Raw genomic sequence first — 15,002 nt, 5'->3', positions numbered from 1 at the left:
TCAACGTGAAAAAAGTTCAGATCCGCGGATGGGACGTCCGCGGAACCCGGTTATCCCTCGCGCGATCCATGACGCAGGATACGACCAAAGAAAGGATGCTTGGGGTCGTTGAACCCGGGCGTCGAAGGATGGCCGGTTGTGACGAGCGAGTCGACGAAGGCTTCGTCATCCGCGTCCAGACGATAGCTCAAGGCCGGTTGGTAATCGTCCCATTGCGCTTCGGTACGCGGCCCGGCGATGGTCGAACTGATATATCGGCTGTTCAGCACCCATGCGAGCGCGAATTGCCCCGCGCTCAGGCCCCGCGACTGCGCATGCTCGCCAACGCGCCGTGCCAGCTCCAGAGACTCGGGGCGCCATTCGGCCTGCTGCAGGCGGCGGTCACCGCGCCCTGCCCGCGTATCGGACGCCGGCGTCACGCCCAGTTCGTACTTTCCGGTCAGCACCCCGCGCGCGAGGGGGCTATACGAAATAACGCCAAGCCCGTAGCGATGCGCGGCCGTGAGTTGTTCGGTCTCGGCCTGCCGGTTCGCAATGTTGTACAGCGGCTGGCTGGCCACGGGAGCATCCAGCCCGAGCTGCCGTGCCGTATGCGCGAATTCAGCGATCTTCCAGCCGCGATGATTCGACAAGCCGTAGTACCGTACCTTGCCGGCGCGGATCAGATCATTCAACACGCGCACCGTTTCATCGACCGGCGTGTGATGATCTTCCGCGTGAAGATAGAGCAGATCGATATACTCTGTATTCAGACGCTTGAGGCTGGCCTCGACGGCATGGATCACGTGTTTGCGCGAGGCACCGCGCGCATTGACGTCGCCCTCGACCAGAGGACTGGCGCATTTGGTCGCCAGCACCCAACGATCGCGCTGGGCAGCGATGCAACGCCCGACCACACGCTCCGAATCACCGCCGGAGTAGGCGTCGGCGGTATCGATCGAATTGACACCCTGTTCACGTGCCTTGTCGACGATGCGTGCCGCAGTCGCCTCATCGGTCGGGCTGCCGAACAGCATCGTACCGAGCGTCAGCGTCGAAACCTTGAGGCCGCTAAGACCGAGTTGCCGAAATTCCATATGAAAATGCTCCAGTAATTCAAAAGGATCTCGGCCCGTTCCAGAAATCTCCTGTGACACGCCTGTTTGATATCTGGATGTCTAGTTGAATTCCATGGGGCGAGATGAGTTGTTGGATTCCCGCTTACATCGTCGTATTAACCGCCGTACTTCTCGGCGAACTCGAGCGCTGTGAGCGCGCGAAAATCGGCCAGGGCCGCGTCGATTTGCTCCGGGGTCCAGTCCCACCAGGCGATCTGCTGCAGCCGTTCCGAAGTGCGCGCATCGACGCGAAAGCGCAGCACGCGCGCCGGCACTCCGACAACGATAGCGAACGGCGGGACGTCTTTGGTCACGACCGCGCCCGACCCGACAGCGGCACCCGTGCCGATGGTAACTCCGGGCATGACGACGGCGTCATGTCCGAGCCACACATCGTGGCCGATTTCGACCCGGTCCTGCGCGCGCCATTGGAAGATGCCGTCGTCGTCGTCGAGAGAGAGCCCGTACGAGCGGGAGCGATAGGTAAAGTGGTGGTGGGTCGCCCGCCACGACGGGTGGTTGGGCGGGTTGACGCGCACGCCGGTGGCGATGTTGGCGAACTTGCCAATGTGCGCATGGGCGATCTGATTGTCGCCCATCGCATAGCTGTAGTCGCCCATGACCGATTCGGCAACATGGCTGCGTGGGCCAAGATACGTGTAGCGGCCAAAGTCGCTGGTGCGAACGACTGCCGTCGGATGAATCTCCGGATCTTCCGACAAGACGCTGCCGAGCGCCCACGGATCGGCAGCGACGCCATGATTAATTAGCATGAAAATTCGAAGTTCAATGTTGAGGTGACAGCGACAGCGCTTGCCTCGCCCTCACATAACGAGGCTGCGCAGATAGGCGGAAGCGCGTTCGGCGCAAGCGACCAGTACGAAGGTAGCGATCAGCAGGAACGACACCGTCTGGTACTGGAACAGGTTCATCGCAGTCAGCAACTGGAAGCCGATCCCGCCCGCGCCGACGAAGCCGAGCACAAGCGACGAGCGCAGGTTTTCGTCGAAGCGGAACAGTCCGATGCCAAGTAGCGACGGCAACACGCCCGGCACCACTGCATGACTCAGCACCTGCAGGCGGCCGGCACCGGTCAGTGTCAGCGCTTCGACAGGGCCCATGTCCATGTCTTCGATCACTTCGGCAAACAGTCGCCCAAGCATGCCGACCGAATGGACGGCCAGCGCAAGTGCGCCCGGAAACGGTCCAAGCCCAACGGCGGTAACGAACAGGAGCGCCCAAACCAGATCGGGGACTGCGCGCGTGATGCCGATCAGCGCACGCGACGCGTAGTAGAGCGGCTTCGACGGCGTAACATTCGCGGCCGCCAGGATCGACAGTGGGAAAGCAAGCAGCACTCCGAACACGGTGCCGAAAATCGCCAGATCGATTGTCTCGAGCACCGGCCAGAGGTTCGGCACGAACTGGTCGAACGCCGGCGGCATGGCACGCGAAATAATGTCGGCCATACCGTGCGCGCCGGTCACCAGATCCTGCGGACGCGCCTGAACCACGATCCACGCCTGCACGAACAGGGCAAGTACGACGACTACGATGCACACCGCCCAAACAGTGCGTGCCCCCGGCGAGCCGGTGGGCGCGCGCATTTCAAGAGCATTGTTCATGACGGTTCGTCCACATAGAGGCGTGCGATCTGCTGACTGGACACTTTCGAAGCCGTCCGGTCGAATTCCAGTTTGCCACGCCGCAGACCGACCAGCCGGTCGGCGTAGCGCGCCGCCAGTTCGGGCTGGTGCAGTACGCATATCACCGCGAGGCCGTCTTCGGTCGCGAGGCGGCGCAACAGCCGCATCACCTCGTCGGCTGCTTCTGGGTCCAGACTGGCGACCGGTTCGTCGGCGAGCAACACATGCGGACGTTGCGCCAGCGCGCGAGCGACCGCGACACGCTGCGCCTGCCCGCCCGAGAGCGTGCCGGCGCGCTGGCCAGCCAGATGCAGCAGACCGACTTCGTTCAGACAGGCTCGTGCCGGTTCGATTTCCTCGCGTGGCAGGCACCCCAACACGGTCGCCAGCGTCCGGTGCCGGCCCAGCGTGCCGCAGCAGACGTTCGCCAGCACACTGCGCCGTTTGACGAGATTGGCGTTCTGCGAAATCAGCGCGAGTGGCAAACGCGCCCGCCAGAGGGCTTCGCCCGAGAGGGTGGCGAGGTCGCGTCCAGCCACCTCCACCGAGCCGGCGGTCGGCCGGTTCAGTCCTACCACGCACTTCATGAAGGTCGACTTGCCGCTGCCATTGCTGCCGAGCACGACCACCATCTCGCCCGCCTGGACCGACACGTTGAAATCACGCAGCGCGACATGACCGTTCGCGTAACGCATCGTCAGGTCATTCACGGCTAATTTGACGCCGGGCGCAAGCATGGCGCGCGGTGCTGTCGCGCGCGTTCTGGACTCGGCGGCCGCGCACACGGCCGCCGGGTCTCGCGGAATGTCACCAGATGCGCTGAACTGAATATTCACAGTTTTGCCAGGTCGATGTGAAGCGTAGAAACCAGATCACGAATCTGGTTGTAGGCGGCATCCGATTGGGGCACTGTCTTCAGCTGCGGGTTCTGGTTCGACGCGAGAAACTTCTGGTCGGATTCCGGCAACTGGTGCAGGTCGAGCGAACTCAGGACGCTTGCCAGACGGGCCTTGAAATCCGCCGGCAAATCACCGCGCACGGCGAGCGGGTCCAGCGGAATCGGATCCGATTGCCACAGCGTGATATAGGCCGCAGGATCGTACTCGCCATGCAGCTTGGCGCTCGCGATCTCTTCGCTGTTCAGCTCACCTGCGTCGACCTTGTGGTTGCGCAGCGCTTCGAACGATGCCGTATGGCTGCCCGCATAGACCCCCTTCACGCCCTTGTCCGGGTCGATGCCGTTCTTGCTCAGACCGTAGGCGGGAAACAGATGGCCGGACGTGGAAGCCGGATCGGCGTACGCAAACGAACGGCCGTTGATGTCGGTTAGCTTCTTGATGCCGGAGCCGGGCCACGTGACGATCGACGCGTAATAGGTGGCCGGCTTGCCCTGTTCGCCGGCGAACGTGGCGACGGCCTCGGCGTGCGCGACCTGGTGGGCGAGCACGTAGCCGAGCGGGCCGAATTCTCCGAATTCGAGCTTGTTATTGCGCATCGCTTCGATCTCGGCGTTATAGCTGGTTGCGACGTAGAGCTGCACGGTACAGCCGAGCTTGTCGCCGATCATCTTGGCGAGGTCCGTATAGACAGGCAGCATGCGTTGCGCCGATTCGTACGGCTCGACGCCGAAGCGAACTACGCCGTCGTTCGGACAGGTACCGGCTGCATGTGCCGCACCGGAGACGAGGCACGCTGCATACATCACGGCCGCCAAAACTTTAGTTACCTTCATATCTTCCTCTGGTTGTATTAAAAGCGCACCGAGCGATTCAACGACGAATTAAAGCTTGCCCACGGACCTCCTCAAGGGAGCGGCACGGAACTCCTGTCCATCTCGTCGCGCATTCTAGAAATTGCATGTGACACGTCTGTGTACTTGTAGAGCCGTCTAGACGAATTTTTATCGCTGCCGGCTCGAGCCTGTCCGTGTGCCCGAGAGAGCGAGGCATGCGTCATACGATGCGCTCCCCTGCCCGCCAGGTCGCGCGGGGTACGGGCAGCCCATCGTGCACCGTGACGCGCACAAAATCGGCCCGCAAACCGGGTGCGATGGCGCCGCGGTCGGACAGCCCCACCCTGCTAGCCGGTTCGGCAGATACCGTTGCGATTGCGCGCGGTAGCGTCCAGCCAGCCTTGTCGACGAGCTCGAACGCCGCGGTCAATAGGCTCGATGGCACATAGTCTGACGACAGGATGTCGAGCAACCCGGCCTTCGCGAGCTCGAGCGCCGAAACGTTGCCCGAGTGCGACCCGCCCCTCACGATGTTGGGCGCGCCCATGATCGTCGAGATACCGTGTTCGCGCGCGGCTTGTGCGGCGAGGCGGGTGGTCGGAAACTCGGCGAGTACGATGCCTTCGGCCGCCGCCTGCTCGACATGCCCGACTACGGTATCGTCGTGGCTCGCCACCGGCACGCCCAGCGCCACGCAACGCGCAACGATCTCGCGGCGGTGCTGGTCGGCGTAGCGCTCCTGCCCATCCGTAAGCTCGGCTACCACGGCGGCGAAATTTTCGTCAGTCAGCTTGCCGTGCCGTTCCTGCCAGCGGCGCCACTGGTTGCGGTCGTGCCATTGCCGCTGGCCCGGCGTGTGATCCATCACCGACGCAAGGCGAAGCAGCGGATGCGTGTAGAGTGAATCGAACACCTCAACCACGTCGGGCGCAGCGATTTCGCAGCGCAGATGCAGGAAATGCTCGGCACGCAGCAATTGGCTTTCCGACAAACGTGCGAGCACTTGCGTGCACTGCGTTTGCAGATCGCCGTTGTGCATATCCACGTCGGAACGCGCGCCGATTCTGAGCGAATCAAAGACGGTCGTGATGCCGGCCGCGGCCACCTGCGCATCGTGAATCAAGAACGCGGCGTCGATGTTCCACCGCACGCCCGGACGCGGCACGAGATGCTTCTCCAGGTTGTCAGTGTGCAGTTCGACCAAACCCGGCAACAGATAGTCCCCTTTCCAGTCAACGGCCCCGCTTGCTGACGTCGTGCCCCGCTCCAGATCCCGAATGAAACCGTCTTCGATACGCAAGGTGCCCGTAAATTCCTCGTCTCGCGTGACGACGCGAGCGTTCCTGATCAGCATCAATGTGCTCCGTGTTTGCGTCGGCCTCAGCGTGGTGGTGCTGTGGGCCGCAGCGGTAGTGGTTGTAAGTCAAGGCGGCGCGTCGCGACTTTGCGAGCGCAGCGTCGCGTGATGACGGCCATCCACGCGCGACGCGAGGTAGAAGAAGCCAATGCTAGCGTGGCCGTCCCCGGGGTTCCTGCTCACTCAGAGAACCGTTGTGGCACCCTTATTCATCTACACGTCTAGACGTATCGGGTCATGCCAGGAGACCCATGGCCCGAGCGACGCACTTCATATTTTCATCTCGGTTACCTACTACGATGCGCGACAGCTTGTCTATTTCAGCTGGCGGGAATGACAACACGATGACATCGACTAATAAAGCAGCCGCAGACGCGAGTCAGGTAGCGTCAAATCATTGCTCGACGAGTGGCCGAACGGTAATGTCGCAGTAAGGCGCGCGGAGGGAAATGGAATCGATATACGAAGTACTGCTTACTTTATCAATTCGTACCGGCACATAGCTTGATATTCCTGTCGGACCGCCAGCCGGACAATCGGAACGGGTAACTGTCACTGGTCCATCGACCCGCTGTAGGGCCGCGCTTTTACCGTTGTGGCGCCAGCGAGCGCGGCCGGCGCATTGGGTCGAGTCACCGTCGTATAGCGCGAGGCCGACGATGCATCTATGCCCGAACATGACATAGATGTAATGTCAGCGTCAGTATCGCGTCAAGGCCTGCGTAGAGAATGAAGCTTACTCGCCTGCATCGTGGTGAGGTCCGAGGCTTCTCTCATCGTTCGTGAAGCCAGATGCAACTAACTCGAGAAGGTGTTTTATCATGAATTCTCTTATCTATGCAGCGTTAATTGCCGGTGCACTGGCCGCACCCGCAGTCTCTTTTGCACAGGAAACTACAGCGCCGGTGACACGTGCCGAAGTGCGCGCGGACCTGGTGCGATTGGAACAAGCCGGTTATCGCCCCAGCACCAAGGATGTGCACTATCCAGCCGATATCCAGGCGGCGGAGGCGCGTCTCCACGAGCAAGACCTGAGCAGCACCGCGGTCGGTGGCGTGCCAATGAATGGTTCCTCGCAGTCGGGCACGCCTGCAGCGGCCGTAGGTACTCACTCGATCTATTTTGGTCATTGATGGACCGGTGCCCAGTGACTCAACCCCGCAATCGCGACAAGTGGAGCACGCCGCTTGCGATTGTCACCAGCGGCGGCGAGCTCCCCCGCCGTCCGCGCAGCTCCGATTAATCCGCCACGCGGCAAGGGCAGATCCCGCCGTAGCGTACATCTGCGCGTCGCCAAAACTATTCTGCTCTCATTGCGACAGAACCGGCGAGCGGGTTGTCTTCGGATCGCGATCGTCAAAGGCCTCGGTAGTCATGCTTCCTCGCATGCAACTCAACACGCACCGCTAACGCGAACCGCTAGCCGAAGTGGAGCAAGAACCGGCTACTGCGCAAACTCGGGTGCGGCAGGAGAATCGAATGACCCTCGAATTTCTGACCCATCAAGTCATTTTCGACAGGGCGGTCCAGCATCTTATTCAGCAGCGCGCGGCAGCGCTCTTGCCGCACGGCGGCGGCGCATATCGCAGCTACTGCGGCGGCTGTCCAGTCGGCAACTTCATCAAGCCACGCGACTACTTGACAGCAATGGAAGGCGTTCCGGTTCGCTATGTCAGCAAGCAGAAGAACGAAGTACCCGCCTACATGGATGTGGGCGTCGCAGCGCTGAAGAGAGCGCTACTGCGCTCGAAAATCAACGTGTACGACCCGCAAACGGTCGGCCTGCTGAGCTGCCTGCAAAACGTACATGACATCTTCGGCGTCTCGGAATGGGGCATCAGGCTGCGGTCGATCGCGCGCCAATTCGGTCTCAACGCCGACCGACTTGCAGACGCTGCATGAGCCTGCCGTGCTGATAAGGTCGGCCGGGCAAAGTGTAGCGAAGGCCACCTACGACAAGAACTTCGCGAACAGCGCCGGTAGCATTCACGCAGCGCTTTTACTGCACAGGCTCGAGCAAGCGCCGTGCAGTGCCGCTATGATTGCAGTTGGAGTTTTCTTACCAACCCGCTGGAGTACGTTATGCCGGAAGTCGTTGTTTATGCAGTAGCAGGCCGCTCAGCCGAGCAAAAGAAAGCGCTGATGACGGGGATTACCAAAGCTGTGGTTGACAGCCTCGGTGTCGCCGCTGAACAGGTTGTCGTCCAGATCGTAGAGTCTCCAGCCGATTCCAAATCAAGAGGCGGCATTCCGTTCAGCGAGCGCCAGCGCCTGCCCTGAACCCGCGCGAGTCCGCGTCACGACCGGCCGGTGTGCGGTGGTGCCGCGGCGAAGCGGACGCGGACGCACTCCGCCGACGCGCTCAGGTCGTGACGCTTGAGTCAGCGGGGCTGCTTGATGAACGCCTCGAACTTGCTGGCGTAATCCGGATGCCAGCGCGACAACGCAGGCCGGTTCTCCACGATATCGCCTGCCGCCCATAGAATGCGCAGTTCGTCGAGCGAACGCGGCACGTCGTTGTCGGGACATAGTATGTAGAAGTCGCCGGCGTCCAGACGCTCGCACATGAAATCGACGGTCTGATCGGGCGTCCATGCGGCGAGCGGCTTTTCCACGCGGCCGTTGCGGGTCAGCTCCGTGAACACGAAACCAGGAATCAGCAGATGTGCGCTAATCCGGCAGTCGGCGGTATTGCGCAGTTCATGCTGCAGCGCTTCGGTGAACGCTTTGAGGCCGGCCTTCGCAACGTTGTAGGCGGGGTCGCCCGGCGGCGTCGTGATGCCCTGCTTTGAGCCGGTGTTAATCACGAGCCCCGGACGACCGCGCTTGATCATGTCCGGCACGAAGATCTGCGTACCGTGGATCACGCCCCACAGATTGACGCCCAGCACGCGCTCCCAGTTCCCGGTGGGACCGAATATCCCGCTGCCGGGCTGAACGCCTGCGTTGTTCATCAACACATCCGTTCCGCCAAAGCGTTCGACGACGGCTGCGTGCAAGCGGCGAACATCGTCGGCGACGCTGACGTCGGTCTCGACGGCGAAGACGTCTTGTGTGCCGTTTGCGGTCAGCGCGGCGATTTCCTCCACCGCTTGCGCGACGCGGTCGGCGCCGAGGTCGGCAACGCAGATGCGCAGCCCAAGCTGCGCAAAGCGCTTGGCAGCAGCCAGGCCGATGCCGGCGGCGCCGCCCGTGATCACGGCGACGCCGCCCGGCGTCAGGGCAGAATGTGTCATCAGAATCCTTGTTGATGCCGGGATTGCGGCGCCACTAAGCGACTGCGATCCCGATCCGTTGGAATGGTGAGTCGACGATCCTAGCATGAACTTTTGTTGCGCGATCGACAAGGCTCCAACTCGTTAGGTTCACTAACTATGTCGCGGCCGGCTAAGACTCGCCTGCAAGAATTCGGTCACGTTCACTGCCTGTCCACTTCCCGCCGTGTACCGAACATCGCGCCGGATCCTTTACGCCCTGAACCATCGCGTATGCATACAACGAGCGTCAAGTTGCCACCGCAGGCAATTTGAGCAAGTCGAGGAACGCACGGGCGACGGGTATGAGCGGCTCACCCATGCTTGCCTTGAAAACAGCCGCGAGCTCCCAGCAGGGTTCCTCGGCCTCGTGCAGGCGCGCCGTTGCGACCGGCGCGCCGCGCATGTTGCTCGCCCTTGCGGCGGCGACCGATTCGGGCACCATGCTGATCGCGAGCCCCTGTGCGGCCAGTTCAAGCAACATCGGCATGTCGTTGACCTCGAAGCTGGTCCGGCGCTGCAGCCCTGCCGCCGCAAAACATCGGTCGACAAGCCGCCGCACGCTCCACTCCGGGCGCAGGTCGGCGAACGTTTCGTCGACGAGATCGGCCAGCGCCAGCCCGCTGGCGCCCGCAAGTCGATGATGCGTCGCGCAGACGACGACCATTCCCTCGCATGCGAACATGTGCGATCCGAGATCGTCGAGCGACGTATCGGGGGGCTGCGTGAACGCGAGGTCGAGGCGCCCTTCCCGGACCTCGTCGATCAACGTGCGCGACCCGTCCAATGTCAATTCGATATCGATCCCACCGAACGCAGCCCGAAACTGTCCTAGCGAAGCGGGCAGGTCGATGAAAGGTGCGAGGCCGTGAATCGCACCGATACTCAGCCGGCCACGTGCAAGCCCGTGAACACGCGTGACGGCATGCCGGGCGTCGCGGGCGGCAGCCAATACCCGCTGCGCCTCCGCGAACAGCACTTCGCCGGCAGGCGTCAAAGCGACTCGTCTCGTGCTGCGATTAAACAATGGTCCGCCCAGGTCTTCTTCCAGCGAGCGGATCGACGCAGACAATCCGGACTGCACGAGGTTCAGTCGCCGCGCCGCGCGCGTGAAATGCCGCTCTTGCGCGACCGCCACGAAATGTTCCAGCTGCTTCAAATCCACGTTGGCACTCTTTCTTGCAGGAACGATTAATCACGAAAACCGCACAATTGAATCAGATCTTTCTATTGGAATGGTAACTCAATCTCCGCTATCGTCGATTCTCTCGGGACGTCAACGAACACTGGGCACGGAATGCGGGCGCAGTCAGACTTGACCCGCACGCCGGCTGCGAATCCTCGCAACCTACATGGAGATTGCTTCATCATGGATTACCGTCAACTGGGCCGTTCCGGCCTGAAGGTGTCGACCATCACGCTAGGCACGATGACGATGGGCGGCAAAGGCAAATTCGCGAGCGTCGGCGCGGTTGGCCTGGACGACGCGCGCCGGCAGATCGACATGTGCATCGACGCGGGCGTCAACCTGATCGATACAGCGGACGTCTATTCGAACGGTGCATCGGAGGAAATCGTCGGTCAGGCGCTCGGCGGCAAGCGCAAAGGCGGGGTGCTGATCGCCACGAAAGCCCGCTTTCCCATGGGTGACGGCCCGAACGACCGGGGTCTGTCGCGGCATCATTTGATAGAAGCCTGCGAGGCGAGCCTGCGCCGTCTCAAGACCGATGTCATCGACCTCTACCAGGTGCACGAATGGGACGGACTCACGCCGCTCGAAGAAACGCTCGAAGCGCTCGACCTGCTTGTCCGGCATGGCAAGGTCCGCTATGTCGGCTGCTCGAACTACTCAGGCTGGCACCTGATGAAGGCGCTACATGTGAGCGAACGCGATCGTCTGCCGCGTTTCGTGAGCCAACAGATCCATTACACGCTCGAAGCGCGCGAAGCGGAGTACGAACTCGCGCCGATCGCGCTCGATCAAGGCTTGGGCATTCTCGTCTGGAGCCCGCTCGCTGGCGGCCTGCTGTCGGGTAAGCACCGCCGCGACGCGACGCCCGAGGGCACGCGTCAGCTTGCCGGCTGGACCGAACCGCCGATCCGCGACGCCGAACGACTGTGGTCGATTGTCGATACGCTTGTCGAGATCGCCAGCGAGCAGAACGTCTCGGCCGCTCAGGTCGCACTCGCATGGACGCTCGGCCGCCCTGCCGTCGCGTCGGTCATCATCGGCGGGCGCAACGAGAAGCAACTGCTCGACAACCTCGGCGCGGCGAATCTCATGCTCAGCGCCGAACAGCGAGAGCGGCTCGATAAGGTGAGTGCGCCGCCCCTGCTCTACCCGTACTGGCATCAGGCGCAAACCGCGCACGACCGTCTCTCAGTTGCGGACCTGTCACTGCTCGGGCCCCATGTCAACGCATAGAGTGTGATGCGGCCGAAATCGCCATGAACGGTTGATCGTCTACGTCGAAAAGGCAGTGAATCTCACGCTTTCCAAAGCGGGACTGGCCGATCGACGAAAGCGTACCGACGACAGCCTTAGAACGATGTGCCTATCTGGAACTGGAACTTCTGGTACTGATCGCCTGTGTGCCTGACGAGCGGAAAGCCCAAGCTCAGCTTGAGCGGGCCGATCGGCGAGATCCAGGCGAGACCCAACCCATAGCCGTAACGCAGTCCGTTGGCGCCAACGCTACTGCCTTCGCTGCCCCATACGTTGCCGCCGTCGAGGAAGGTAAAGACGCGCAACGTGCGGTCATAGCCGGATCCCGGCAATGGAATGGTCAGCTCGATATTGCCGACGACCATCTTCGAGCCACCGATGGGGTCGTTCGTGGTCGCGTCGCGTGGCCCGAGCGAACTGGGCTCGTACCCACGTACTGAGCCGATACCGCCTGCATAGTAGTTCTTGAAGATCGGATAAGGCTTGCCGTTCAATCCATTACCATAGCCGCCCTGAAAATTCAGACCGAGCACGAAGCCGCGTGCGAATGAATAATAGTATTGCGCCTGAAGGTCAGCCTTGTAGTACGGTGTATCACCGAGCGGCGAACCATATTCGGCGTTGGCTTGCGTATAGTAGCCCCGGCTTGGCACAAGCGCGCTATCGCGGGCGTCACGCGACCATCCCACCGTCAACGGCACGTTGTTGGAGACACGCCCAAAGTTTGTAACGTAATCCTTGTAGCTCTGCGGCGTATTGGCGTCGATATCCAGACGGTTCTGCTCGAACCCCAGGCCGAAATACACCATGTCGGACTCTGAGAAAGGCACGCCGAATTTGAGGTCCGCACCAGCCGTGATGATTCGGAAGCTCGAGTCGGTCGAATAGTACAAGGGCTCCGTCGTGCGGTAATAGACGTCGGTGATGCGCTTGATGCCGTCAATCGTGAAGTACGGATCGACCTGCGTGACCGTCAATGTACGGTTGGTAGTCGAGGTGTTCACATTCAGCGCGAGGCTCGTGCCCGAGCCGAACACGTTGTCCTGCGATATGCCCGCCGAAATAATTGGGCCCTCGCCCGAACCATAGCCCAAGCCGAGCGAAATGGTGCCCGTGGGCTTTTCAGTCACCTTAACGTCGATATCGACCTGGTCCGGCGTGCCTTCGACCGGCGCCGTGGTGACGTCGACATCGGTGAAGTAACCGAGGCGGTTGATCCGGTCTTTCGACAGCGCAAGACGGTTAGAGTCGAACCACGAGCTCTCCATCTCACGCATTTCACGGCGCACCACTTCGTCGCGCGTGCGGGTGTTGCCGACCACATTGATGCGGCGCACGTAGACGCGCCGGCTCGGGTCGACCTGCAACGTCAGGTCGACCGTGTGGTTCGCCTGATCGATCTTCGGCTGTGCATTGACGGTCGCGAACGCGTAGCCGTATTCGCCAAGCTTGTCGACGATCGCCTTGGTGGTGGCCTGCAGCTTTTCAGCGGAGAAGCGCTCGCCCGGTTTGATCTTGATCAGCCTGGACAGCTCCGCTTCGCGATCGAGCAGATTGCCGGCCAGCTTGATGGAGGAAATTGTGTACGGCTCGCCTTCGTGCAGCGTGACCGTCAGATACATGTCCTTCTTGTCCGGCGTGATCGACACCTGGGTCGACTCGATGCTGAACTCGAGGTAGCCGCGATTCAGGTAATACGAGCGGACGTTTTCGAGGTCACCGGTGAACTTGTCTTTCGCGTACAGGTCGTTCTTCGTGTACCACGAGAACCAGTTGGGCGTGGACAACTGCATTTCATCGCGCAGCGTACCGGTGCTGAACGCCTTGTTGCCGATGAAGTTGATCTGGCGGATCTTCGCGCTCGGACCTTCGGCTACCGAGAACAGCACCGACACGCGGTTGCGGTCGATCGGCGTGATCGTGGTGGTGACCTCGGCCGCGTAGTAGCCGCGCGTCAGGTACTGGCGCTTGAGTTCCTGCTCGGCCTTGTCGACCAGCGCCTTGTCGTAGTAACGGCCTTGCGACAAGCCGACCGCGCGCAGCGCCTTGATCAGGTTGTCCTTTTCGAACTCATGGATGCCGGAGAAATCGATCGTGCCGATGGCAGGACGCTCCAGCACCTGCACGATGACGACATTGCCTTCGGTCGCGATCTTGACGTCGTTGAAAAAGCCCGTGGCATACAGCGCACGGATCGCTTCGGACGCCTTCTCGTCGGTGAACGTGTCCCCTCGCTTGATGGGCAGGTACGCGAACACGGTACCCGGCTCGACGCGTTGCAATCCGTCAATGCGGATGTCTTGTACCACGAAAGGTGTCGTCGCGTGGGCCGACACCGCCGCCACGCTCAGGCCGACGAGAGTCATCGCCCGGCTGCGGCGTACGGTTGAAGTTTGAACAAGCATGCGAAGGGAAGCCAAATGATAGACACACACGGTGGAGACCCGAGCGCAATACGCTGTGCCGCATATCGATCGAGCGCGCGGGTGATTGAGACGCGAGTTCTATTGCACTGTGATGGCAGACAGGTCTCCAACCCTTGCAATGCCGCTCACCAGCGCCAGCACTTCCGTCATGTGTGCAGCCTCAGCGCGTTGCATGCGAAACGAGAGTTCCGCGCCGCCGGGCAGACGGAAAGTAAGAATCAGATGGGCTGCCGCACCTGCGTCCTTGCCAACCTCCCAGGCCTCGCAAGGCATTGCGAATTTCACGCTGTTTTTCTTGCTGCGAATCCGCTCCGACATACCAATAGCGTTCGACAGGGCCGCCAGCAACTCGTGCATGACTGAGCAATGCAACGCAATGCGGGAAGTCTGATTGACCTTCAACATCAAATACTGACCGTCGCCGGTCAATTCGAAACCGCGTACGGAGTCGATCGCAAGGGAGGGTTGCGGTGCCATGGAGCAGTCCAGAAGCGAGCCAGGACTGAAGTGTAGGACGTGCTCCGATGTGTTGAGTTACGCGCCGTTACTGAATCTTTAATTCATTAAACAGGTGGGTCCGACGGGCAGCGTTGACTCCAGCACTGATCCAAATGTGCGGCTCCTTGTAGGTTTCTGGTGTCGCGCGAATGAAGTTTTGATGCACCTGCGGGCGGCTATGCGACCCGCAGGCCGTTGCATTGAAACTCTCAGTTTTCTGAACGACTAAGCGCGTGCGACTGCTTGGACCATTGCGATCACAGGCAGGCACTTGACGGTTTCATACTTTCCCCACGGAAACTAATCGCTACCACGGGGCTTGCGTCGAGGACAGAGCTCAAAAAGAGAGCCGAAACGTTGCGCCAACTCGCGCGCGACGGACTGCTTTCGCGCGAGGCGCATCGGTGATTGCCTTCCGCTGTCGGTAGTGCGGAAGTCCTTCCCAGTCCACCGCTTTTGCACACAACTGTTTTGCGCAAAGAGTCACTTGCAACCGTTACGTGATAGTTCGACTCTGCACGCAAAGAGACGTCGCAGTTAGCCAGC

At 61.2% G+C, this 15,002-nt stretch carries 14 protein-coding genes; 4 read left to right on the top strand and 10 right to left on the bottom strand.

Translation table 11 applies throughout. The features are described from left to right. Positions 1 to 50: 50 nt before the first annotated feature. The 6 genes from ABQJ48_RS08510 to ABQJ48_RS08485 form a co-directional block, all read right to left on the bottom strand. On the bottom strand, positions 51 to 1,076 hold the full coding sequence (locus ABQJ48_RS08510; RefSeq protein WP_367837291.1) for an aldo/keto reductase: 1,026 nt from the start codon (positions 1,074 to 1,076) through the stop codon (positions 51 to 53). A 137-nt stretch (positions 1,077 to 1,213) separates the two neighbouring features. Beyond that, positions 1,214 to 1,870: an LbetaH domain-containing protein gene (locus ABQJ48_RS08505; RefSeq protein WP_367837290.1), complete on the bottom strand. Its 657-nt coding sequence runs from the start codon at positions 1,868 to 1,870 to the stop codon at positions 1,214 to 1,216. Positions 1,871 to 1,921: 51 nt separating this feature from the next. After that, positions 1,922 to 2,722 carry a phosphonate ABC transporter, permease protein PhnE gene (gene phnE / locus ABQJ48_RS08500; protein WP_367837289.1) on the bottom strand — a complete coding sequence of 267 codons (801 nt, stop codon included), beginning with the start codon at positions 2,720 to 2,722 and terminating at the stop codon, positions 1,922 to 1,924. Next, positions 2,719 to 3,453 carry a phosphonate ABC transporter ATP-binding protein gene (locus ABQJ48_RS08495; RefSeq protein WP_367837288.1) on the bottom strand — a complete coding sequence of 245 codons (735 nt, stop codon included), beginning with the start codon at positions 3,451 to 3,453 and terminating at the stop codon, positions 2,719 to 2,721. Before ABQJ48_RS08495 ends, phnE begins: the two co-directional genes overlap by 4 nt. Before the next feature lie 122 nt (positions 3,454 to 3,575). Then, positions 3,576 to 4,475, bottom strand: a complete 900-nt coding sequence (locus ABQJ48_RS08490) for a phosphate/phosphite/phosphonate ABC transporter substrate-binding protein (protein ID WP_367837286.1) — start codon at positions 4,473 to 4,475, stop codon at positions 3,576 to 3,578. Positions 4,476 to 4,695: 220 nt separating this feature from the next. Beyond that, complete coding sequence (locus ABQJ48_RS08485; protein ID WP_367837285.1) at positions 4,696 to 5,832, bottom strand: alpha-D-ribose 1-methylphosphonate 5-triphosphate diphosphatase; 1,137 nt, start codon at positions 5,830 to 5,832, stop codon at positions 4,696 to 4,698. A gap of 821 nt (positions 5,833 to 6,653) precedes the next feature. Between ABQJ48_RS08485 and ABQJ48_RS08480 the strand changes: the two genes are divergently transcribed. The 3 genes from ABQJ48_RS08480 (at position 6,654) to ABQJ48_RS08470 (ending at position 8,112) form a co-directional block, all read left to right on the top strand. Next, complete coding sequence (locus tag ABQJ48_RS08480; protein ID WP_367837283.1) at positions 6,654 to 6,965, top strand: DUF4148 domain-containing protein; 312 nt, start codon at positions 6,654 to 6,656, stop codon at positions 6,963 to 6,965. A gap of 346 nt (positions 6,966 to 7,311) precedes the next feature. Then, positions 7,312 to 7,734: a hypothetical protein gene (locus ABQJ48_RS08475; RefSeq protein WP_367837281.1), complete on the top strand. Its 423-nt coding sequence runs from the start codon at positions 7,312 to 7,314 to the stop codon at positions 7,732 to 7,734. Between the two features lie 180 nt (positions 7,735 to 7,914). Further along, complete coding sequence (locus ABQJ48_RS08470; protein WP_367837279.1) at positions 7,915 to 8,112, top strand: tautomerase family protein; 198 nt, start codon at positions 7,915 to 7,917, stop codon at positions 8,110 to 8,112. Positions 8,113 to 8,213: 101 nt separating this feature from the next. Here the strand turns inward: ABQJ48_RS08470 and ABQJ48_RS08465 are convergent, their stop codons facing one another. Continuing rightward, the gene (locus ABQJ48_RS08465; RefSeq protein ID WP_367837277.1) at positions 8,214 to 9,068 is read right to left on the bottom strand and encodes an SDR family NAD(P)-dependent oxidoreductase; all 855 of its coding nucleotides are present in this window, start codon (positions 9,066 to 9,068) and stop codon (positions 8,214 to 8,216) included. A gap of 268 nt (positions 9,069 to 9,336) precedes the next feature. Continuing rightward, positions 9,337 to 10,251, bottom strand: coding sequence for a LysR family transcriptional regulator (locus ABQJ48_RS08460; RefSeq protein WP_367837275.1), 915 nt, complete (start codon positions 10,249 to 10,251; stop codon positions 9,337 to 9,339). 204 nt (positions 10,252 to 10,455) lie between these two features. Here ABQJ48_RS08460 and ABQJ48_RS08455 point away from each other — a divergent pair, with 204 nt between their 5' ends. Beyond that, positions 10,456 to 11,511, top strand: coding sequence for an aldo/keto reductase (locus tag ABQJ48_RS08455; RefSeq protein WP_367837273.1), 1,056 nt, complete (start codon positions 10,456 to 10,458; stop codon positions 11,509 to 11,511). Positions 11,512 to 11,627: 116 nt separating this feature from the next. Here ABQJ48_RS08455 and bamA read toward each other — a convergent pair whose 3' ends face one another. Beyond that, positions 11,628 to 13,898, bottom strand: a complete 2,271-nt coding sequence (gene bamA / locus ABQJ48_RS08450) for an outer membrane protein assembly factor BamA (RefSeq protein WP_367837271.1) — start codon at positions 13,896 to 13,898, stop codon at positions 11,628 to 11,630. A gap of 138 nt (positions 13,899 to 14,036) precedes the next feature. Beyond that, a complete protein-coding gene (locus tag ABQJ48_RS08445) occupies positions 14,037 to 14,435 on the bottom strand; it encodes a hypothetical protein (protein ID WP_367837269.1) in 399 nt (132 codons plus the stop codon). Positions 14,436 to 15,002: the final 567 nt, after the last annotated feature.

Source organism: Paraburkholderia suaedae, assembly GCF_040812055.1.
In the GTDB taxonomy this organism is placed as follows: Bacteria; Pseudomonadota; Gammaproteobacteria; order Burkholderiales; family Burkholderiaceae; genus Paraburkholderia.
Note: the sequence above shows the minus strand (reverse complement) of the source record. Positions and strands in the feature narration are given on the sequence as shown.

Coding starts and splice junctions, on each gene's coding strand:
- ABQJ48_RS08465 (WP_367837277.1), bottom strand. CDS start 9,068: ATGACACATTCTGCCCTGACGCCGGGCGGCGTCGCCGTGATCACGGGC.
- ABQJ48_RS08470 (WP_367837279.1), top strand. CDS start 7,915: ATGCCGGAAGTCGTTGTTTATGCAGTAGCAGGCCGCTCAGCCGAGCAA.
- ABQJ48_RS08505 (WP_367837290.1), bottom strand. CDS start 1,870: ATGCTAATTAATCATGGCGTCGCTGCCGATCCGTGGGCGCTCGGCAGC.
- ABQJ48_RS08445 (WP_367837269.1), bottom strand. CDS start 14,435: ATGGCACCGCAACCCTCCCTTGCGATCGACTCCGTACGCGGTTTCGAA.
- ABQJ48_RS08475 (WP_367837281.1), top strand. CDS start 7,312: ATGACCCTCGAATTTCTGACCCATCAAGTCATTTTCGACAGGGCGGTC.
- ABQJ48_RS08480 (WP_367837283.1), top strand. CDS start 6,654: ATGAATTCTCTTATCTATGCAGCGTTAATTGCCGGTGCACTGGCCGCA.
- ABQJ48_RS08510 (WP_367837291.1), bottom strand. CDS start 1,076: ATGGAATTTCGGCAACTCGGTCTTAGCGGCCTCAAGGTTTCGACGCTG.
- phnE (WP_367837289.1), bottom strand. CDS start 2,722: ATGAACAATGCTCTTGAAATGCGCGCGCCCACCGGCTCGCCGGGGGCA.
- bamA (WP_367837271.1), bottom strand. CDS start 13,898: ATGACTCTCGTCGGCCTGAGCGTGGCGGCGGTGTCGGCCCACGCGACG.
- ABQJ48_RS08455 (WP_367837273.1), top strand. CDS start 10,456: ATGGATTACCGTCAACTGGGCCGTTCCGGCCTGAAGGTGTCGACCATC.
- ABQJ48_RS08490 (WP_367837286.1), bottom strand. CDS start 4,475: ATGAAGGTAACTAAAGTTTTGGCGGCCGTGATGTATGCAGCGTGCCTC.